This window comes from Thalassotalea hakodatensis (assembly GCF_030295995.1).
In the GTDB taxonomy this organism is placed as follows: Bacteria; Pseudomonadota; Gammaproteobacteria; order Enterobacterales; family Alteromonadaceae; genus Thalassotalea_C; species Thalassotalea_C hakodatensis.
This window is the reverse complement of sequence record NZ_AP027365.1, coordinates 4134961-4154826: the sequence shown is the minus strand read 5'-3', so window position 1 is coordinate 4154826 and position 19866 is coordinate 4134961. Positions and strand designations below refer to the sequence as shown.

Sequence of the window (19866 nt, the reverse complement as noted above, 5' to 3'; positions counted from 1 at the left end):
CATGAAGATAATAAATTTACTTGTGAAAACGAACTAAATCGCGAGTTTTAACAAGCAAACTTAGGGGCAGTATTGACCCCTAGGTTGCTATCACATTTTTATTTAACTGGCGTTAACCAACTGTCATCAATTTGTGTTGTACCATCAAAAATACCGAAAAATGCGGCTTGAATAGCTTGGGTGATTGGGCCTCGTGTACCGCTACCCACAGGTAAACCGTCAACAGATTTAACCGGGACAACTTCCGTTGCAGTACCTGTCATAAAAAACTCATCGGCTAAATAGAGTGATTCACGAGAAACAGGTTCTTCGCGCACTTCATAGCCTAATTTACAAGCAAGTTGAATAACGGTATCTCTTGTTAAGCCAGGTAAAATAGATGCGGTACTAAATGGCGTATAAATAACGCCATTACGTACTAAAAATAAATTTTGTCCTGCACCTTCACTCACCATGTTATTCACATCTAAGGCGATACCTTCTGTATAACCATGACGACCTGCCTCCATTGAAATTAGCTGTGAAGATAAGTAGTTACCGCCAGCTTTTGCTGCTGTTGGCATCGTATTTGGTGCTAAGCGGTTCCAGCTTGATACACCTACTTCAACACCATCTTCAATCGCATCAGCGCCTAAATAGGCTTCCCATGCAAAAGCAGCAACCATTAGATCTGCTTTCGCACCGACAGGTGGGCGTAAGCCCATACCTACATCACCTAAAAATGCGAGTGGACGTAAGTACGCAGAATCTAAGTTATTTTGCGCAACGGCATCTTTACATGCTTGCATAACTTGTTCGTGCGTAAAGGGAATATTCATGCGGTAAACTTTTGCAGAGTCAAAGAGTCTGTCGATATGTTCTTCTAATCGAAAAATACACGTGCCTTTGTGTGTTTCATAGGCACGAATGCCTTCAAACACTGAGGAGCCATAATGTAAAGCGTGACTCATTACATGTACGGTTGCGTCTTTCCATGGGATAAGACCACCATTAAACCAGATGAGTTCTGCACTAACTTTTGCCATTTTCTTTTCCTAATTTTTATCATGCTCAGCGAATTAAACGCTGATTATTTGTATTGGGTGCTAAGTAAATAATCTTGCGCGCTGCTTTGGCGCGAGCTTCTATTGTCTACTTTGACACCCTTGATGTCGATCAGTTTATTGATTTGGTCGACCAATAATTCAATAGGACGTTCACTGCTAACTTGCAGTTCTATGGTGCCGATTTGTGTGCCGGTGTTTACGACTGCACTCATGCCATTGATTAAAAAGCCACGATAACGCGTCACTTGTAAAATACGTTCTAATACTACTTGTTTATCGTCAACTGTGATGAGTAATTGATAATGGTTCATCTTAGCTGCTCTCCATCATTTTATCGTTTGCTGTTTCTGGCGGTACAAGCGGCCAAACATTTTCTTGCGCGTCTATTTTCACTTGTAAAAGATAAGGACCATTGTGATCTAACATCTCGTCAACAGCTTGTGCTACTTCGTCTTTTTCGGTGATCATTTTTGCTTTGATATCAAAAGCGTTGGCTAGCATGATAAAGTCAGGGTTATCTGAAAGGTCGGTTTCACTGAGTCGACCATCAAAAAATAGGTCTTGCCACTGTCGTACCATGCCTAGCTTAGCGTTATCAATCAGCACAATTTTCACTGGTAATTGAAAACGTTTTATGGTGGAAAGTTCTTGTACATTCATCATGAATGAGCCGTCACCTGTTACCGCAATAATGGTGTCGTGCGGTCTACTTACTTGTGCACCCACGGCTGCTGGTAAACCAAAACCCATGGTTCCCATACCGCCGCTGGTTAAAAAGTTACAAGGCTCATTAAACGACATGTGCTGGGCAGCCCACATTTGATGTTGGCCAACATCGGTTGTTACACAGGCATTTTTAGACATTTTTTCGCTGATTTCATTTAATACAGCAGGCGCGTAAATGCCTTTTCCAGGATGATCATATTGCCACGCAAAAGCTTTTTTCATTTTCGCAATATTATCTTGCCAATCCTTGATATTTAAAGGCATAGCAAGTAGTGGTACGTTAATTTTTAAATCGCCAAGAATGGCAGCATCAGCGGCTCTTCGTTTGTTAATTTCAGCAGTATCAATGTCAAAGTGAATAACTTTTGCGTTAGGGGCAAATTCATTTAATTTTCCTGTAACGCGATCATCAAAACGAGCACCAACGGCCACTAATAAATCACATTCTTGTACTGCTAAATTTGCTGCTTTAGTGCCGTGCATACCTAGCATGCCTAAGTAATAGGGATTGTCGGCATTAATAGCGCCTAGGCCTTTGAGAGTAGATACGCAGGGTAACCCTGTTTCGTTTGCAAATTGACGAACTTCATCTAACGCATTTGCCATGCCTACACCGCCGCCAACATAAAGGATGGGCTTTTTGGCTTGCGATAATACTTCAAGTGCTTTGGAAACGTCAGCAGGAGGAAGCTTCACTTTATTGGTAATTTGATCGTAATGAATGCCTAATTTTTCGACTGCGGCTAGTTGAACATCTTTTGGAATATCAACTAATACTGGCCCCTGACGTCCTTCTAGCGCAATGGTAAAAGCTTTATGAAGTACTTTTTCAAGTTCTTCAACGCTACGTACTTGAAAGGAATGTTTGGTACATGCCAATGATAAACCGAATACGTCAATTTCTTGGAAAGCGTCAGATCCCATGGCTGCGGTAGCAACTTGGCCTGTGATTGCAACAATAGGAATTGAATCTGCTAATGCATCTGCAAGCCCAGTGATTAAATTAGTCGCGCCGGGCCCCGATGTTGCCAAGCAAACACCTATTTTACCGGTGGCTCTAGCATAGCCAATAGCTGAAAAGGCTGCACCTTGTTCGTGTCGCACGAGAAAATGTTGAACATCACTATCATACAAAGCATCGTATATTGGCATAATAGCACCGCCTGGATATCCAAATACGTGTTGTACGCCATGTTGTTGCAGCACATCAAATAATAAAGATCCACCGGTGTGTTGATTGTCAGTTGCCATGATTGTTTTATACTTTTGAGAGTGGTTAACCCTACTAAGTAGACTCCTTTTGTCTTGTTACCTTAACGTTCACGTTAATTGGCTGCCCTATACGAAAAACCCCCCGGTCCATTAGGAGCGGGGGGTTTGTAGTTAATTTCTGAGTTTACTTTAGCTCAACAAACGGCCCCGCGATGATTTAATAATCACCACGACGAGAATGTTAATAATGACTGAGCTATAGTTTTGCATGTTTATTCGATTACTCTGAAAAAATATTAAATTTTGCGCTTAATTCGCTGTCTTTTTAAATTAGTATCATAGCTCTAATTCAATGTGCAAGTTTTTTTCTTAGAGTTTTTCATAGCAAATATTTACCTTTGGTTATAACTAACCTGATCTCGAGATAACAACTTACTTTCTAGCAGTTGTTTTTCCTTATTACTGCGTTACATTTATTTGCAATAGACAGGTCATTGACGCACAAATTTGCCTTGTACTAAGAAAAAACTCCGTGCTAGAACAGTGTGACAAATAAAAACTTACCGTCTCAGTTGATTAGCTAGAGCTCAGGTTAACCAGCTGCGATTAGCGTTATTAAAAAAGCGGGTCTACACTTGCTTGCAAGGAAGAAAAGCAGTGTAAATGGATTTATTATGTCTTTAGCGTGTGTCTATAGTCGCGCCCGTATAGGTTTATCGTCACCGTTGGTTACTGTAGAAGTACATTTAGCCAATGGGTTACCAGCCTTCAACATCGTTGGCTTGCCAGAAACCAGTGTGCGCGAATCAAAAGATCGAGTGCGTAGCGCAATGTTAAATTGTGGTTATGAATTTCCGGCAAAACGTATCACCATCAATTTAGCGCCTGCCGATTTACCCAAGGAGGGTGGTCGGTTTGATTTGCCGATTGCAGTAGGTATTCTTGTGGCGTCTGAACAGCTACCTGGTGATGAGATTGCACAATATGAATTTGCCGGTGAACTTGCCCTTTCTGGAGAGTTACGACAAATTGTTGGTGAAATACCGATGGCAATGGCCAGCGCACATGCTAACCGAACATTGATCGTGCCTTCTTCAAATGCTGAACAAGCGAGCTGGGTTGAATCAGCCACTGTTTTGCCACTAACACACCTTGCAGAATTATATCCACATCTTATGAAACAGCAGCGCTTACCTGTCGCAGAGCCTAAAAGACAATCAGAGCATAACATCATTATCGAAGACGATATCAGCGATGTGGTTGGGCAACCCCTTGCTAAAAGAGCATTAGAAATAGCTGCTAGTGGCGCTCATAATTTGTTATTTATTGGCCCGCCAGGGACAGGGAAAACCATGTTAGCAAGTCGGTTATCTGGGATTTTGCCCACGATGACTGAGCAAGAAGGTATTGATGTTGCGGCGATAAAGTCGATTAGCCATCAGGCGGTAGATTCAACAGCTTGGTTAACAAGGCCATTTCGTTCTCCGCATCATACGGCCTCTTCCGCAGCGTTGATCGGTGGTGGTAGTATTCCACAATCAGGTGAAGTGACGCTAGCGCATCATGGTGTACTTTTTCTTGATGAGTTACCTGAATTTGATCGAAAAGTGTTAGATGTATTACGTGAACCGATGGAGTCTGGTGAGGTGACGATTTCGCGTGCGTTACAAAAGCAAACATACCCTGCGCAGTTTCAATTAGTAGCAGCGATGAACCCTTCACCTACAGGTTTTTATAATGATAACCGCAGCACGCCAGAACAAGTATTGCGATATTTAAGTAAGTTATCAGGGCCATTTCTTGACCGTATTGATATTCAAATTGAAGTTGCCCGCTTACCCAAAGGTATGTGGTCAGATAACGTGCCAGAGGTAGAAACTAGTGCGCAAGTGCGACATAGGGTGCAACAATGTAGAGCCTTACAGCTTGTTAGGCAGGGTAAAGCGAATGCGTATTTGTCGAGTACAGAGTTAAGAAAGTTCTGCGCGTTAACGCCAGATGATAACGAATTCTTAGCGTTAGCGGTTGAAAAACTAGGCTTATCAACGCGTGCGCATCATAAAATTCTTAAAATAGCGCGTACGCTGGCAGATATGGAAAAAAGCCAACAGATAGCTCATAAACATTTAATTGAAGCAATGTCGTATCGCGCGATGGATCGATTATTAAAACATTTAACTACCGCGGTTGCTTAGACTTATTCAATTGATTGTAAAAAAGCGGTAATTAAACTATTGGCTTTGTGTTGATTTAAACAGCATACGCCGAGCTCAAAAGGGGGGATATCGCCAATATTCTCTAAGTTTTTCACGCGGTCTTTTACCGGGCTATTATCAACGACCACTTGTGGAACCATACCAACGCCACAACCAAGCGCAACCATACTCACAAGTGCCTCATGACCCGAAACCGTAGCATAGATGTTCGGCTTTCCTTGTTGCCGGCGACGAAACCAATAGTCGAATCGTTTTCGTGCGATGCCGTGTTCAGGCAAAATCATCGGGATATTTCCCCACTCAATTACGGGCATATTGACTTGCTGTTGTACATGGCAAACTTTACTTGGCGCGATCACAGTTAAGGGAACTTGCGCGAGCGGATGAAAATAAAACTGACGTGATAATGACTCGGGCTTTACCGCAATGGCTAAATCAACAGATTGAGAACTAAGCTGTTCAAAGGCATCGGCTGCATCGCCAGTTACGAGCATAATTTCTACTAAGGGGTGTTGTTGACGAAACTGATCGAGCAATGGCGGTAGGTGGCTGTATGCTGCGGTAACCGAGCAAAAAATATTAAGTTTTCCCTGTAACTGGGTTTGTTCTTGTCGCAGTGAAAGCTGTAATACATGCCAGTTATCAAGTTGCTGTTGTGCATATTGCTGAAACTGCTGACCCGCCTGTGTGAGCACCACCGTTCTATTGTCACGGTGCAATAAGTTGCAACCCACTTCAGTTTCAATGCGCTGAATGGCACGGCTCAAGGTCGAGGTACTTACGTGGTTTGCTTCTGCCGTTTTGCCAAAATGTAAATTATTGGCGAGGTCAACGAACATTTTTAATGATTTTTGATCCATGGTAGTGACTTAATGTTGCGTTTTTTGCAATACAGTGGTGCGAATATATCATTTTAAGCAATGTTCGTCTTGCAGTATTATGCTCATAGGTCAAAAAATCTGACATCCTGTTTTAGTTAGTTCAGCATTAAGGCTGGCAAGGAAATATTATGAGTAATTATTTTAATACCCTAAGTTTACGTGAAAAATTGGCTCAATTGGGCAAGTGTCGTTTTATGAAGCGTGAAGAGTTCAGCGATGGCTGTAACTTTATTAAAGATTGGAACATCGTTATTGTAGGGTGTGGTGCACAAGGCTTAAATCAAGGCCTTAATATGCGCGATTCTGGCTTGAATATTTCTTATGCATTACGTGAATCAGCGATTGCCGAAAAACGTCAGTCGTGGGCTTGGGCAACTGAAAATGGTTTTACCGTTGGTACATACGAAGAACTGATTCCGCAAGCAGACTTAGTATTAAATTTAACACCAGATAAACAACATACGTCTGCTGTTTCGGCGGTAATGCCATTTATGAAACAAGGATCAACGTTAGCATATTCACATGGCTTTAATATTGTTGAAGAAGGCATGCAAATTCGTGCTGATATAACTGTGGTAATGGTAGCCCCGAAATGCCCAGGTACGGAAGTACGTGAAGAATACAAACGCGGTTTTGGTGTGCCTACACTCATTGCTGTTCACCCTGAAAATGATCCACAAGGTAATGGTTTAGCCATTGCAAAAGCCTATGCTTCAGCAACCGGTGGTGATCGTGCAGGTGTACTTGAATCATCATTTATCGCAGAAGTTAAGTCTGATTTAATGGGTGAGCAAACCATTTTATGTGGCATGTTACAAACGGCTGCGGTACTGGGTCATGAACAGCTTGTAGCACAAGGTGTAGACGCGGCGTACGCACGTAAATTATTGCAATATGGCATTGAAACGGTTACCGAAGGGTTAAAACATGGTGGCATTACTAACATGATGGACCGCTTGTCAAACCCTGCTAAAATTCGTGCTTTTGATATGGCTGAAGAATTGAAAGACGTATTACGTCCATTATTTGAAAAGCACATGGATGATATTATCGAAGGTGTATTTTCAGCAACGATGATGGAAGACTGGGCAAATGACGATGCAAACTTATTAAAATGGCGTGAACAAACTGCTGAATCTTCTTTTGAGCAAGCCCCTGATTGCGAAACAGCGATCAGCGAACAAGAATATTACGATAAAGGTATTTTTGTTGTAGCAATGGTTAAAGCTGGCGTTGAATTAGCGTTTGAATCAATGGTAGCTGCGGGTATTATCGAAGAGTCAGCCTACTACGAATCGTTACATGAAACACCATTAATCGCCAACTGTATTGCTCGAAATAAGCTATATGAAATGAATGTGGTTATTTCTGATACAGCTGAGTATGGTAATTACTTATTTACCCATGCTGCACAACCCATGTTAAAAGATTTTGTTAGTAAGCTTTCATTAGAAGATTTAGGTGAAGGTTTATCAAATACATCTAACGGTGTAGATAATGTTCGTTTAATTGAAGTAAACGATGCTATTCGTAACCACAGTGTTGAAATTGTTGGTCAAGAACTGCGTGGTTATATGACTGATATGAAACGTATTGTGGAATCTAACCTTTAATATTAGAAATTCACCCTAGACCTTGCTTATCTGAGTAAGGTCAAAAACCGATATTGGTACTCTGGAGCTAATATCGGTTTTTTATTGCCTGATATCCTTTGATTGATAATATTACTGTGTATCAATAAGGCATTACGTATTTGTATTACCCTTATGAGCTGTTTAATCAAAGGAGTATTCCTTTCGGATTATTCTCTAATTTGACCGTCACCAACAACAATAAATTTTTCTGTGGTTAGGGCGGTTAACCCCATCGGGCCATACGTGTGTAATTTACTGGTTGAAATGCCAATTTCAGAGCCTAAGCCCAATTGACCGCCATCAGAGAAACGAGATGAAGCATTCGACATGACTACTGATGAGTTTATTTGACGAATAAATGCTTGGCATCGGCTAACATCTTGGCTGACGATTACTTCAGTATGATCAGAAGTAAACTGATTAATGTGTTCAACGGCCTGATCATATGAAGATACTATTTTAATCGCGATTTCATGGGCGAGGTATTCTGTATGGTAGTCTTCATCAGTAGCGCGACTTGCACCTGTGAAATAGGGCTGGCTGAGTTCACAAGCATGCACTTTGACCTGCTTGTCTGCTAAAGCATTGGCTGCTATCGGTAAAAAAGTGTCAGCAATGTCTTTATGGATAAGCATGGTTTCAAAGGCGTTACAGGCACTAGGTTTCTGTGTTTTACCGTTGATAAGAATATTGATGGCCTTGTTAATATCAGCAAATTTGTCGATATATAAATGGCAAACGCCTTTGAAGTGCTGAATCACGGGAATTTGGCTGTTTTCTGTGACATAACGAATAAGGCCTTCTCCACCGCGAGGGATGACAAGATCGATCGTTTCTCGTTGTGTTAATAGCTGTTCAATGACTGCGCGACTGGTATCGGGGATAATCGAGATAATATTGCGATCAATTTTGCAGTTATCAAGTACTCGATGTAAACAATGCGCTAATGCTAAATTGCTATGTATTGCTTCTGAACCACCACGCAGTATTACGGCATTTCCTGATTTTATACATAAAGCAGCAGCTTCAGCCGTTACGTTGGGTCTCGCTTCATAAATCATGGCGATAACGCCAAGCGGTATGCGCATTTTCCCCACTTGTATGCCATTAGGTCTTAATGATAAATCAGCCACATGACCAACAGGGTCAGCTAACGTGGTTATTTCTCTAATCGCATTCGCGATATCCTTGATTCTTTCAGATGTTAATAACAATCTATCTAACATCGCTTCAGTCAAACCGCGCTGACGACCTGCCTCAATATCTTTAGTATTTTCGGCAAGAATGCGTGTGGTATCTTGCTCAATGGCATCGGCCATTTTTGATAACAGTTCATCTTTAGCTGTCGTGGTTAATTGCGCAACTTGTCTAGCTGCTATACTTACCTGACGCGCATTGTCGGCAATATTAAATGTAGTTGTCATAATGTATAAACTCCTGGCTACAGAATTACCATATCGTCACGATGCACGATAACTTTACTTGGGCGGTAGCCTAAAATATCGAAAATATCTTCACTTTGAACGCCTTTAATTTTTTGCAGTTCAGGCTGGCTATATTGGCAAATGCCTTTCGCAATTACACGCTTATCTTTGTGGTCAACCAGGTCAATAGAATCACCGGCTATAAAGCTTCCTTTACAATCAAGGATGCCAGAAGAGAGTAAAGAAGCACCATTACGACTTAATGCGTTAACGGCACCTTTATCAAGGAAAATTTCACCCTTACTTTTGAGGGTATGTTTTAGCCAGTGTTTACGAGCTGGACCGATAGTGTTTTCTTGAGCTAAAAATACTGTGCCAGGGTTCTCACCTTTAAGCAGCTGTTCAAATACTTCACTTTTACTCCCATTAACAATATAGGTAGTGATGCCATATTCAATTGCCTTTTCGGCAGCTTGAATTTTAGTTTTCATCCCCCCTGTCGCAATCGGGTTATGAGTACAACCCGCCATGGCATATATTTGTTCAGTAATTTCCGCTATTTCTGGAATTAAGGCTGCATCCGGATTGTATCTAGGGTCACTATCAAAAACACCATCAACGTCACTTAATATAAACAAACAATCTGCTTCACTGACTAAAGCGACTTGCGCGGCTAAATTGTCATTGTCGCCGACTTTTATTTCATCTGAAGCAACGGTATCGTTCTCATTTACTATTGGTAGAACATGATTTGCTAAGAGAATACGTAAGGTATTTTTGATATTGATATAGCGCTGACGATCTTTCAAATCACCATGTGTGATCAGTAATTGACCGCATGCTTGATCGAAAAAACGTTGCCAGTTTGCCATCATTTTCATTTGTCCGACGGCACCCATCGCTTGTTTTGTTTGAATGGAAGGCATGGGAGAGCTGTGATGAATCGATTGCCTACCTGCAGCAACACTGCCTGATGACACTAAAATAACTTCTTTACCCGCTTGTTGACATGCGGTAATAAACTGAGCAATAGACAGTAAATACTTACTACTACAACCGTTTGACTCGGGCGATACTAGTGCACTTCCGACTTTGATGACAGCCCTATGAAAATTCATTGTTTTTCCTCAATTATCCAGTCATTGAGCATCCTCGATCCTAAGGAAACTTGCAATAATAAAATGTGTTTTTTATTAGACTAGATCGTTATTTTTACATGCTTTAAGCAATAACGAGCGTTAAAGTGTCATTATAGTGATAAACACTCGTTAACTTTATGATTTTGCCGGTGAGATAAATTTAAAATGATAGAAAAATAACCAATTCGTTTTTTTAATAATTAGTAGCTGAAAGCAAGTGAAATTCCCTTTATCATAGTGTTATGCGAAATTACTTTTTTATTGTTTCATGTTGAGTTTTTTACCTGCACCAATTATCGGTTTAGTTTCATTTTTACTGTATACCATTAATACATTGTTTTGGTTAATACCCATTATCATTTTTTCTTTATTAAAGGCGTTAGTACCTGTTGCTGGGTGGCAAAAGTTATTTAGTTACTTACTTGATCGAATGGCGAGTAATTGGGTTGCGATTAACACGGTTAATCAAAAACTGTTTACTAAAACAAACATTATTGTATCAGGGCTTGAAAAGTTAGAGTTAAAGCAATGGTACTTAGTCGTTGCGAATCATCAGAGCTGGGTAGATATTTTGGTATTACAGCGTGTGCTGCATGGTAAAGCCCCTTTTTTGAAGTTTTTTCTTAAGAAAGAGCTGCTTTATGTGCCATTTCTAGGTATAGCATGGTGGGCGTTGGACTTCCCATTTATGAAACGTTATAGCCAAAGTTTTGTTAAGAAAAACCCGCATTTAAAAGGCAAAGATTTAGAAACAACGCGTAAGGCTTGTGACAAATTTAAACATAAACCAGTGAGTGTGATGAGCTTTATTGAAGGCACAAGGTTTACCCCCGAAAAACAGCAAAAACAACGTTCCCCGTTCCAACATCTGCTAAAACCTAAAGCTGGTGGTATAGGGTTTGTGATGTCGGCAATGGGTGAGCAACTTAATAAAGTCCTTGATGTGACAATTTATTACCCAGAGAAAACGCCAACCTTTTTTGACTTTCTCTGCGGTCGTGTGCATACCATAGAAGTGCTAATTGAACTTAGAGACATCGACCAAGAGTTAGTGGGTGATTACATGAATGATCGTAATTACAAAATCTACTTTCAAAAGTGGGTGAATACTTTATGGGAACATAAAGATGAGCAATTAGCGCAATTAAATAAGAAATACCATTAGGACTGATTATGCAGGATTATTTTTCGACATGGTTATTGGAAAACGGCGTTCCTGAATATTATTTATCATCAATGACCATGATGCTAGGGACGATATTTATGCTGGTTGTTGCCGGTATTGTTTATTACTTGGCGAAATTTCAACTATTGGTTGTTGTGGAAAAAATGGTACTGCATTCTAAAAATAAATGGGATGACTTACTATTTGAACATCAAGTATTCAGCCGTACATTGGCTATTATTCCGTTAGTTACCGCATGGTTTCTAGTGCCACATTTATTTGTTGAAGAAAACCTTTATCGACATTTTTTATTAGTCTTTTTTCATATCGCGATCACCTATCAAGTGGCGCGTGCGATCAGTGCGTTGTTAAACGTATTAAGAAGCGGCTATCGCCAAGTGGCGAAAGAACGTTATATTCCGTTAAATTCTGCGCTTCAGGTGATCAAATTACTTGTTTATTTGGTCGCAAGTATTTTGTCTATAGCTTTTGTGTTAAACAAATCACCTTTATATTTATTAAGTGGTTTAGGTGCCTTAACCGCAGTGCTGTTATTAGTGTTCCAAGATACAATCAAAGGTTTGGTGGCAAGTATTCAAATATCAGCGAATAGAATGCTTGCACCTGGAGACTGGATTGAAATACCACAATATGGGGCTGATGGTGACGTATTAGAAATTGGCTTAAACACGGTAAAAGTTGAAAACTTTGATCGTACTATCACAACCGTGCCAACTTATGCATTGATTAGCGGATCATTTAAAAACTGGCGTGGTATGTATGTTTCAGGTGGTAGGCGTATAAAACGTGCGATTACCTTAGACTTGGCTAGCGTACGCTTTTATAAACCTGATGAAATTAAAAAATTACAAACGGTTAGGCTTATCCAAGATTATTTACAAGAAAAGTTGCAAGAGATAAACAGCTATCATCAAGAGCGTGGCATTGCGCCAGAAGATATTGTTAATCAACGACAATTAACAACCGTGGGGACCTATCGTGCTTATATCGGTCGATATTTAAAGCAACACGATCAAGTACACCCTGACATGACATGCATGGTACGCCAATTACCTGCAACTGCTTCAGGATTGCCTTTAGAGTTATATTTCTTTTGTAAAGACAAAGAATGGGTGAATTACGAAGCCATACAAGCCGATATTTTTGATCATTTATATGCAATGGCTCCGATTTTTAATGTGCGTATTTTCCAAAACCCTACAGGGGAAGATTGGCGTCAACGTCCCTAACGTTGACGTATCACGCCTTCTTGTATCGTACTGGCAACTAAATCGCCGGCCTGATTATAAATTTGGCCACGCACTAAACCACGTCCGCCAACTGATGTAGGGCTTTCCATAACATACAATAACCAATCATCAAACCTAAATGGGCGATGGAACCACATAGCGTGATCAATACTGGCAATTTGAAAGTTAGGTTGCCAGTGTGTGGTACCGTGTGAAAAAAGTGCGGTTGGCAGAAAATGAAAGTCTGATGTATACGCTAACATGTATTTATGAATGCGCGGGTCATCAGGCAACTTACCGTTAGCTTTAATCCACATGTGGCAAATAGGCTCTGCTTTTTCTGGCTTTATCCAGTTATATTGCTCTACTGGCCTCAACTCAATTGGCTTTTCAGATAAAAATTTTACCCGAATATTGTCAGGGATATATTCTTGGTGCTCGAAAATAAAATCACTAAATGAAGGAATACCTTCAGGACCGGCCACTGTAGGCATTGTGGGTTGATGATCAAAACCGACTTCTTCAGATTGAAACGAGGCAGTCATATAATAAATGGCTTTACCATTTTGTATCGCCTTAACACGACGAGTGTTAAAGCTATTGCCGTCTCTAATATTTTCAACCTCGTACACAACAGGTTTTTGAGCGTCACCAGGCCTTAAAAAATAAGAGTGTAAAGAATGGATATGACGTGATGATTCTACGGTTTCTTGCGCTGCAGATAATGCTTGTCCCATCACTTGTCCACCAAAAAGAGCTTTAAAGCCTAAGTCTTGGCTTTGACCACGAAACAGCCCTTGTTCTATCGGTTCTAGAGTTAACAAATTTAATAAGTCGTTTAATACTTGGCTCATGATTTCTATGACTTGATTGCTTGGTTTATGGCGTAAGTATAAGAAAGTGAAGTTAACTTTGAAAGCTGTCGTATAAGAGAATCATTAGGTTGTTATTTTTTAATCGAGTTTTGTTGAAATTTCATCCTGATTAAGCTATCGTCGCAGTCTTAGACATCGTGTCATTTTCATATTATGGGGTTTTTGTGGAAGCTGTAATGGACAGAGAGTTATTGTTAGAACGTAGACATTATCAACCAGAACATTCAATGTTGTGGGATAAACTGTCGCTTGCGCAAAAATTTGCGGCGAGTAGTTTAACGCAGTTTGGCTACGATTTATCATTTATTCGAGCAAGTAATGCTGGTAGTTTAGCGGTGCTCATGTGTGATGGTAATGTTGCTACCATTTCAGACGAAGGTGAAATAGATACTTCTCCTGCAATTACTATCCGACCTTAATCACGACTACTGTGATGAATGAAAGCTGCTGAACGTGGCTTTTTTTATGTCTATCCGTGTTGAAAGCTATAAAAAAGCCTGATGTTTCCATCAGGCTTTAATAACAACTATTTACTTATAATTCATGTTGTATTACTTGATAACCAAGTGCTTCTAGTTGAGGTGTTAATGTGGCAGAATCTCCGACCACAACCATCAACATGTCTTGCAATTGTAAATGCTTTTTAGCAAGTGCATTGATTTCATCAGCAGTAATATTTTCAACAATGTTAACGCGTTCTTGTACAAAATCTGGTGTTAAATCATGCTCCAAAATTTGTGCTAAGAAGCCCAATTTTGCTCTTGGCGTTTCATATTTTAGTGCATCTTTTTGGTTGATCGCATTACGCATAAAAGTTAATTCTTCACGAGTAATACCACTGGTAGCATAGCGCTCTATTTCTTTAACAAATTCAACAATAGATTTGTCTGTTGCATCAGCTCTGACTTCTGCACTTGCGGTGAAAAAGCCGGCTAATTTATTGGCACTAAAATAAGAACGTGCACCATAAGTGTAGCCTTTATCTTCACGTAAGTTTAGATTAATACGACTATTAAATGCGCCACCTAAAGGGAAGTTCATTAAATAAGACTTGTAGTATTCGCCGGTAATGTCTTCTGTAATTGAACGTTTACCAATGCGAATAGCAGACTGTGCTGCTTGGTCTTTATTCACTAAGTAGATCACACCAAGTTTGGTTTCGGGCTCTGGCAGCGTCAAATTTAATGACTCACCTTCACCTTGCCATTGAGTTAACACTGACAATGACTTACTCATCTGTACTTGGTTAAGATCAGTAACAACAATTAATTCACTTTGTTTCGGTTTTACGTGTGTTTGGTAAAATGCTTTCACATCGTTCAACGTAATGTTCGATAAGGTATCTTCTGTTCCGCCAATAGGCATCGCTGCAATGTTATCGGCATGCAGTAATTGACGATAAGCGCTTGATGCTAAATAGCCCGCATCTTTCTTACTATTGATGACACCTTGAATTGAATTACTTTTATTGCGTTTAAATTCACTGCTAATAAATGCCGGCGCAGTTAGTTTTTCATTCACCAATTTCAGAGTGGCATCAATATTTTTGGTTAATGCATTAATATGCACATTAATGTGTTGGTTACTCGGTGTGATATACACTGAAGCACCTAATTTTTCTAACGCGTTACTCATGTCTTCTGCGCTACGTTTAGTGGTCGATTCATTCAACATACTTGTAAGTAATGAAACAACACCTGCTTTATCTTTATCACTGTAGTAATGACCAGCAGGTATTTTTAATAAGATTGACGTAGTGGGGGTTTCTAAGCTTTGTGTACCCAATACTTTAATGCCGTTAGCTAATGTTGTGCGCCACATGTCAGGTACATTCACGGCTTTATTTGCACCCGCATTAGGGATCATACTACGGTCGAAGTTATCCGTTGCTTTACGAATTGCTAAGTCATCAGCAGAGGTAGCATCTGATGGCTTAATATCGCGAGCAGCTGGTGTAAAGTTATCATTTGCGGCAATGAGGTCTTTCTTACCTTTTGGCACTACGCTCATGATCACGGCATGTTGATCTTTAATATAGGTATGAAATACCCGCATAACATCTTCTTTAGTAACGTTTGCATAACGAGAAATGTCTTGTTCAATATGATTAGGGTTTCCAGTAAAGGTTTCGTTTGCGGCAAGTTGACTAACCTTCCCTGCAACACTTTGTAAGCCGAAAATATAGTTAGCTTCCATATCGGCTTTTACTTTGATTAAGTCATCTTCTTGTACACCGCGTGCTTCAAATTCTGTTAAAGAATCTCGGATAATTTTTTCTAAATCAGCTAAGTTCTTACCTGATGCAGGATGAGGTAATGCCAGTAAATTGAATGTACACGCTAACTCTGCACACGGATGATTTACAGTCGCTTGAACAGCAATTTGATTTTTAACTAAGTTCTTATAAAGTAGAGATGTTTTACCGCCGCCAAGAATACTTGAAAGCACATCTAACGGGGCTTCATCTTCATGACGCACTGACACTGTAGGGTAAGACATATAAATCAATGGTAAATGTACATTATCTTCCATTGAAATATAGCGATCTTCATTAAGCGTAACTTGCTGTTTTTCAGGTGGTAATACTTCTGGACCGCTTGGAATGCTACCAAAATATTTTTTGATCAACGTTAGTGTTTGCGCAGGATCTATGTCACCACCAATAGATAAAGTGGCATTATTAGGACCATACCAACGTAAAAAGAAGGCTTTTAAATCATTAACATTTACGCGATTCAAATCTTCTAAATAGCCAATCACAGGCCATGAATATGGATGTCCTGCTGGATACAATGCTTGTGAAACTCGTTCATATAAGCGTCCATATGGTCGGTTATCCACTCGTTGACCGCGTTCATTTTTTACAGTTTCACGCTGAACTTCAAACTTTTCTTGTGTAACAGCATCCACTAAAAAACCCATACGATCAGCTTCTAACCACAACATTTTTTCTAATTGACTCGCTGGAACCGTCTGAAAATAGTTAGTGCGATCTGTGTTTGTGGTGCCGTTCATCGTACCACCGGCTTCAGTGACTAATTTGAAATGTTGCTCATCAGCAACGTTTTCAGAGCCTTGGAACATCATGTGTTCGAAAAAGTGTGCAAAGCCTGATTTACCAATTTCTTCACGACCTGAGCCAACATGATAAGTCACATCTACATGTACTAATGGATCAGAAGTATCTTGATGAAGAATAACGGTTAAACCGTTATCGAGTTCATATTTTTGATAAGGAATAACCGTTTTTCCTGGTTTCCCTGCTACTTGTTCAACAAAGTTAACACCGTCGATATTGGTGATTGCTTTGTCACTGTCTGGGCTACTTGTTTGCTGGCAGGCGGTAAGTGCTAGCATTAATAGCGATATGGTCCATGTTTTCAAATGATATCTCCTGAATACTTATTGGATGTTAAATCCACTTTCTTTAATGTCTGTTTCGGTAATCTTACCGTATTTTGCTAATGCAGTTCTAATTTGTTCAGCTTTACCTATGACTACAAATTGTAAGTTTTCTTTAGGGAAATATGAATTAATTAGTTGTTGAGATTTTTCTATCGTTAAGGAATCAACTTGTTGCTCAAAGGTATTAATATAGCTTTCATCGAATCCATAGCCATACATATTAGCTAATAGGTCAGCTAATTGACTGGCCGTTTCAAATTTTGGTGGAAATTGACCTTTAACGTATGCTTTAGCAGAAGTTAGAGTGGCTGAGTCAATACCTTGTTGCCATAAGCGTTGATAGGTTTTTAACGCTAGGTCAATGGCTTCAATGGTTGTTTCTGTTTTCGTGAAAGTAGATATGGTGAACGTACCGTCATGACTATATGACGTAAAGCGACTTCTCGCACCATAAGTTAGGCCGGCGTTAACACGTAGTTCATCATTTAACCAAGAGGTAAATCGTCCGCCTAAAATAGTATTAATGACTGAAAGGCCGACGATATCTGGATTATTTCTGGCGATACCTTTACCACCAATTAAAAAAGTTGACTCACGAGCATCTCCTTTATTGACGAGTAAGACTTGTGGTGAACTAGCATGGGGGGTTTTCTTAATGTCTTGTTGTTGTAAAGCTGGGTTAGCACTAGACCATGATGAGAATAACTTTTTTATTTTCTCTTTCATTACGTTAGTTTCAAAGTCACCGACAACAATAATTGCAGCGTTGTTGGCTGTATACCACTTACTATGATGCTGTTGAATCAAGGGAAGGCTGATCGACTTAATACTTTCTTGATCACCACTAGTTACGGCACCATAACCGTTTTGACCAAAAATAAGACGGTTGAAGTATTGGTTGATGACAGATCGAGGGCTTTCTTTTCTTTGGGTTAACTGTAAAGCATGTCGACTTTTATGCTTGTTGAACTCTGTTTCGTCAAAACGAGGAAAAAGCACAGCATCACGTAAAATGTTCATGATGTTATCGGTGTCTTTTACCGCAAAAGATGCACCAATGGTTGAAAACTCTAAATTCGCCGTGCTATACAATTCTGCACCAACAAAATCTATTTGTTGATCTAATTGTGTTTTAGAAAGATGTTTTGTTCCTAATAACAGGTTTTGAGCGGTAAGATAGCTAAGCCCTGCGTTGTTAGCATCATCAATAGCGCCAACATTAACAACGATATTAACATCAATTAATGGCACTTCATGTTGTTCCATTAAAATGACCGTTAAACCATTTTGTAAGGTGACTTTTTCATAGCTAGGCAAGGTGTATCCTGCTGTTGCTATTTGGCTAATAAGGGTGAAAAAAATGGCCAATAGGGCGTTATAAATCTTCATTACTTGAATCCTCCTGTGAAGATAATACGCCAACAGTACGATTGGCTTTACGTAAGTATTTTTTGGCAACACGTTGTACATCGTTTACGGTTACTTTTTCATAGTCTTGCGGTGCTGAAAATAACTTCTTGTAATCACCGAAGTACATTTGGAAGCTTCCAATCGTATTTGCCTTACCATTAATGGTCGACATTTCACGATAAAAATTTACCAGTTTTGTGTTTTTCACTTTTTGTAACTCTTTTGCTGTAATACCCTCACGCATGACGGAGTTTATTTCGGCAATCACAGACTTTTCCAGCGCCTCAGCACTAATGTCTTTGGCGGCAACGGCGTAAATATAAAAAAGGTTTGGATCGATTGATTGTGGCATATAGGTAAAAATAGAACTCGCAATTTGTTTGTCGTTAATTAACGATTTTTGTAATCTTGAACTATCCCCTATCGACAATACGTCACTTAAAATATCGAGTGCGTAATAATCTTCATGTTGGGTTTCTGGTACGTGAAAAGCCATTAAAATATTGGGGGTAGTGACTGAGGCTTTGTGTAAATAGGCACGTCTTTCCCCTTTTTGCTCCGGTTCTACCGTATGCACTTTTCTCGGAGGTTCTTGGGCAGGAATAGGTTCAAAATACTGTTTTGCAAGAGATTTCACTTTTGCGACTGTTACATCTCCGGCGATCACAACCACAGCATTATTTGGTGCATAATAGGTTTTATGGAAACGTTTTAAGTCTTCTAAACGCCAATTGTCGATATCTGATTGATGACCGATCACCGACCAACTATAAGGGTGAGCGCGGAATGCTGCATTTTTTACTTCTTCTGAAATTGCGCGAAAATTAGAGTTTTCTAACCCTGTACTACGTTCAGAAGTAACAACACCACGTTCACTTTCGACCATCTCTTTATCGATGGATAAATTTGCAATGCGATCAGCTTCTAGATCAAACATGGTTTCAAGAGATGAAGCAGGGAACCAATCGGTATAAACGGTTAAATTCTCAGTCGTATAAGCGTTATTACTACCACCCGCAGCTTCCATTGTTCGGTCAAACATTTTGGGGCCGTAATTCTTCGAGCCATTAAACATCATATGCTCAAAAAAGTGTGATAAACCGGTAATTCCTGGGTATTCATTTCGCGAACCGACCTTCCAGAATAAATACATGTTTGCATTAGGGATTGAATGATCTTCAAGTACTAAAAATTGCATGCCATTTTTTAACGTAAAGGTGTGAATGTCTTCAACATTGGTGGCAAATGATATTTTTGCCATCAGAAGAGCGCACACTAATGCAAAGGCTTTAACGAACCTCATATTTTTTCTCCGTTGAGTGTAGTGCGTGGTTGTTAACTATTTTATTTTAGTTTTTATTGAGTATTGGTGAGTATATACCAAAAGCAAAAATTGCTTTTTCCTTGTTGACAGCGAAGCTAACAGGGTGTTGTATCCACTCGATTAAGCGTGACTGCACTTTGTACAAGGGGTTTTTGACCA

Annotated in this window: 15 protein-coding genes; 5 read left to right on the top strand and 10 right to left on the bottom strand. The window is 39.8% G+C overall.

Annotated elements, in window-relative coordinates:
- Nucleotides 1–98 precede the first annotated feature (98 nt).
- The 3 genes from QUE72_RS18400 to ilvG are packed head-to-tail and all read right to left on the bottom strand — an operon-like array spanning nt 99 to nt 3023.
- A complete protein-coding gene (locus tag QUE72_RS18400; protein WP_286270621.1) occupies nt 99–1025 on the bottom strand; it encodes a branched-chain amino acid transaminase in 927 nt (308 codons plus the stop codon).
- A 44-nt stretch (nt 1026–1069) separates the two neighbouring features.
- Nucleotides 1070–1357, bottom strand: coding sequence for an acetolactate synthase 2 small subunit (gene ilvM / locus QUE72_RS18395; RefSeq protein WP_286270620.1), 288 nt, complete (start codon nt 1355–1357; stop codon nt 1070–1072).
- A 1-nt stretch (nt 1358) separates the two neighbouring features.
- Nucleotides 1359–3023 carry an acetolactate synthase 2 catalytic subunit gene (gene ilvG / locus QUE72_RS18390; RefSeq protein ID WP_286270619.1) on the bottom strand — a complete coding sequence of 555 codons (1665 nt, stop codon included), beginning with the start codon at nt 3021–3023 and terminating at the stop codon, nt 1359–1361.
- Between the two features lie 635 nt (nt 3024–3658).
- On the opposite strand from ilvG, the gene QUE72_RS18385 reads away from it, so the two are divergent.
- Entirely contained in the window at nt 3659–5179 is a 1521-nt protein-coding gene (locus QUE72_RS18385) for a YifB family Mg chelatase-like AAA ATPase (RefSeq protein ID WP_286270618.1), read from the top strand.
- 2 nt (nt 5180–5181) lie between these two features.
- Here QUE72_RS18385 and ilvY read toward each other — a convergent pair whose 3' ends face one another.
- Nucleotides 5182–6060, bottom strand: a complete 879-nt coding sequence (gene ilvY, locus QUE72_RS18380) for an HTH-type transcriptional activator IlvY (protein ID WP_074496860.1) — start codon at nt 6058–6060, stop codon at nt 5182–5184.
- A 149-nt stretch (nt 6061–6209) separates the two neighbouring features.
- Here ilvY and ilvC point away from each other — a divergent pair, with 149 nt between their 5' ends.
- Entirely contained in the window at nt 6210–7694 is a 1485-nt protein-coding gene (ilvC, locus tag QUE72_RS18375; RefSeq protein ID WP_074496862.1) for a ketol-acid reductoisomerase, read from the top strand.
- Between the two features lie 188 nt (nt 7695–7882).
- On the opposite strand, the gene QUE72_RS18370 is transcribed toward ilvC, so the two are convergent.
- Nucleotides 7883–9139, bottom strand: coding sequence for a glutamate-5-semialdehyde dehydrogenase (locus tag QUE72_RS18370; protein WP_286270617.1), 1257 nt, complete (start codon nt 9137–9139; stop codon nt 7883–7885).
- Between the two features lie 17 nt (nt 9140–9156).
- Complete coding sequence (gene proB / locus QUE72_RS18365; protein ID WP_074496867.1) at nt 9157–10257, bottom strand: glutamate 5-kinase; 1101 nt, start codon at nt 10255–10257, stop codon at nt 9157–9159.
- Between the two features lie 289 nt (nt 10258–10546).
- On the opposite strand from proB, the gene QUE72_RS18360 reads away from it, so the two are divergent.
- Together QUE72_RS18360 and QUE72_RS18355 are read left to right on the top strand one after the other, a co-directional pair.
- Nucleotides 10547–11443, top strand: coding sequence for an acyltransferase (locus QUE72_RS18360; protein WP_074496870.1), 897 nt, complete (start codon nt 10547–10549; stop codon nt 11441–11443).
- A gap of 8 nt (nt 11444–11451) precedes the next feature.
- Nucleotides 11452–12693: a mechanosensitive ion channel family protein gene (locus QUE72_RS18355; RefSeq protein WP_074496872.1), complete on the top strand. Its 1242-nt coding sequence runs from the start codon at nt 11452–11454 to the stop codon at nt 12691–12693.
- On the opposite strand, the gene tesB is transcribed toward QUE72_RS18355, so the two are convergent.
- Nucleotides 12690–13547, bottom strand: coding sequence for an acyl-CoA thioesterase II (tesB, locus tag QUE72_RS18350; RefSeq protein ID WP_286270616.1), 858 nt, complete (start codon nt 13545–13547; stop codon nt 12690–12692). The genes QUE72_RS18355 and tesB overlap by 4 nt on opposite strands.
- A gap of 197 nt (nt 13548–13744) precedes the next feature.
- Here tesB and QUE72_RS18345 point away from each other — a divergent pair, with 197 nt between their 5' ends.
- Nucleotides 13745–13987, top strand: coding sequence for a hypothetical protein (locus tag QUE72_RS18345; protein ID WP_074496878.1), 243 nt, complete (start codon nt 13745–13747; stop codon nt 13985–13987).
- Between the two features lie 115 nt (nt 13988–14102).
- Here the strand turns inward: QUE72_RS18345 and QUE72_RS18340 are convergent, their stop codons facing one another.
- From QUE72_RS18340 to QUE72_RS18330, 3 genes are read right to left on the bottom strand one after another with little or no spacing between them, the layout of a single operon-like run.
- Nucleotides 14103–16925 carry a M16 family metallopeptidase gene (locus QUE72_RS18340; RefSeq protein ID WP_407704984.1) on the bottom strand — a complete coding sequence of 941 codons (2823 nt, stop codon included), beginning with the start codon at nt 16923–16925 and terminating at the stop codon, nt 14103–14105.
- Nucleotides 16926–16970: 45 nt separating this feature from the next.
- Nucleotides 16971–18362, bottom strand: coding sequence for a M16 family metallopeptidase (locus QUE72_RS18335; RefSeq protein ID WP_286270612.1), 1392 nt, complete (start codon nt 18360–18362; stop codon nt 16971–16973).
- Nucleotides 18349–19686 (bottom strand): M16 family metallopeptidase, encoded by a 1338-nt coding sequence (locus tag QUE72_RS18330; protein ID WP_074496885.1) that lies wholly within the window; start codon nt 19684–19686, stop codon nt 18349–18351. The genes QUE72_RS18335 and QUE72_RS18330 overlap by 14 nt, the downstream gene beginning before the upstream one ends.
- Nucleotides 19687–19866 lie beyond the last annotated feature (180 nt).

What these genes read in the sequence shown, in the direction of transcription:
- proB (WP_074496867.1), bottom strand. Translation starts at nt 10,257, where the DNA reads ATGAATTTTCATAGGGCTGTCATCAAAGTCGGAAGTGCACTAGTATCG.
- QUE72_RS18360 (WP_074496870.1), top strand. Translation starts at nt 10,547, where the DNA reads ATGTTGAGTTTTTTACCTGCACCAATTATCGGTTTAGTTTCATTTTTA.
- QUE72_RS18330 (WP_074496885.1), bottom strand. Translation starts at nt 19,686, where the DNA reads ATGAGGTTCGTTAAAGCCTTTGCATTAGTGTGCGCTCTTCTGATGGCA.
- ilvG (WP_286270619.1), bottom strand. Translation starts at nt 3,023, where the DNA reads ATGGCAACTGACAATCAACACACCGGTGGATCTTTATTATTTGATGTG.
- QUE72_RS18400 (WP_286270621.1), bottom strand. Translation starts at nt 1,025, where the DNA reads ATGGCAAAAGTTAGTGCAGAACTCATCTGGTTTAATGGTGGTCTTATC.
- ilvC (WP_074496862.1), top strand. Translation starts at nt 6,210, where the DNA reads ATGAGTAATTATTTTAATACCCTAAGTTTACGTGAAAAATTGGCTCAA.
- ilvM (WP_286270620.1), bottom strand. Translation starts at nt 1,357, where the DNA reads ATGAACCATTATCAATTACTCATCACAGTTGACGATAAACAAGTAGTA.
- QUE72_RS18355 (WP_074496872.1), top strand. Translation starts at nt 11,452, where the DNA reads ATGCAGGATTATTTTTCGACATGGTTATTGGAAAACGGCGTTCCTGAA.
- tesB (WP_286270616.1), bottom strand. Translation starts at nt 13,547, where the DNA reads ATGAGCCAAGTATTAAACGACTTATTAAATTTGTTAACTCTAGAACCG.
- QUE72_RS18335 (WP_286270612.1), bottom strand. Translation starts at nt 18,362, where the DNA reads ATGAAGATTTATAACGCCCTATTGGCCATTTTTTTCACCCTTATTAGC.
- QUE72_RS18385 (WP_286270618.1), top strand. Translation starts at nt 3,659, where the DNA reads ATGTCTTTAGCGTGTGTCTATAGTCGCGCCCGTATAGGTTTATCGTCA.
- ilvY (WP_074496860.1), bottom strand. Translation starts at nt 6,060, where the DNA reads ATGGATCAAAAATCATTAAAAATGTTCGTTGACCTCGCCAATAATTTA.
- QUE72_RS18370 (WP_286270617.1), bottom strand. Translation starts at nt 9,139, where the DNA reads ATGACAACTACATTTAATATTGCCGACAATGCGCGTCAGGTAAGTATA.
- QUE72_RS18345 (WP_074496878.1), top strand. Translation starts at nt 13,745, where the DNA reads ATGGACAGAGAGTTATTGTTAGAACGTAGACATTATCAACCAGAACAT.
- QUE72_RS18340 (WP_407704984.1), bottom strand. Translation starts at nt 16,925, where the DNA reads ATGCTAGCACTTACCGCCTGCCAGCAAACAAGTAGCCCAGACAGTGAC.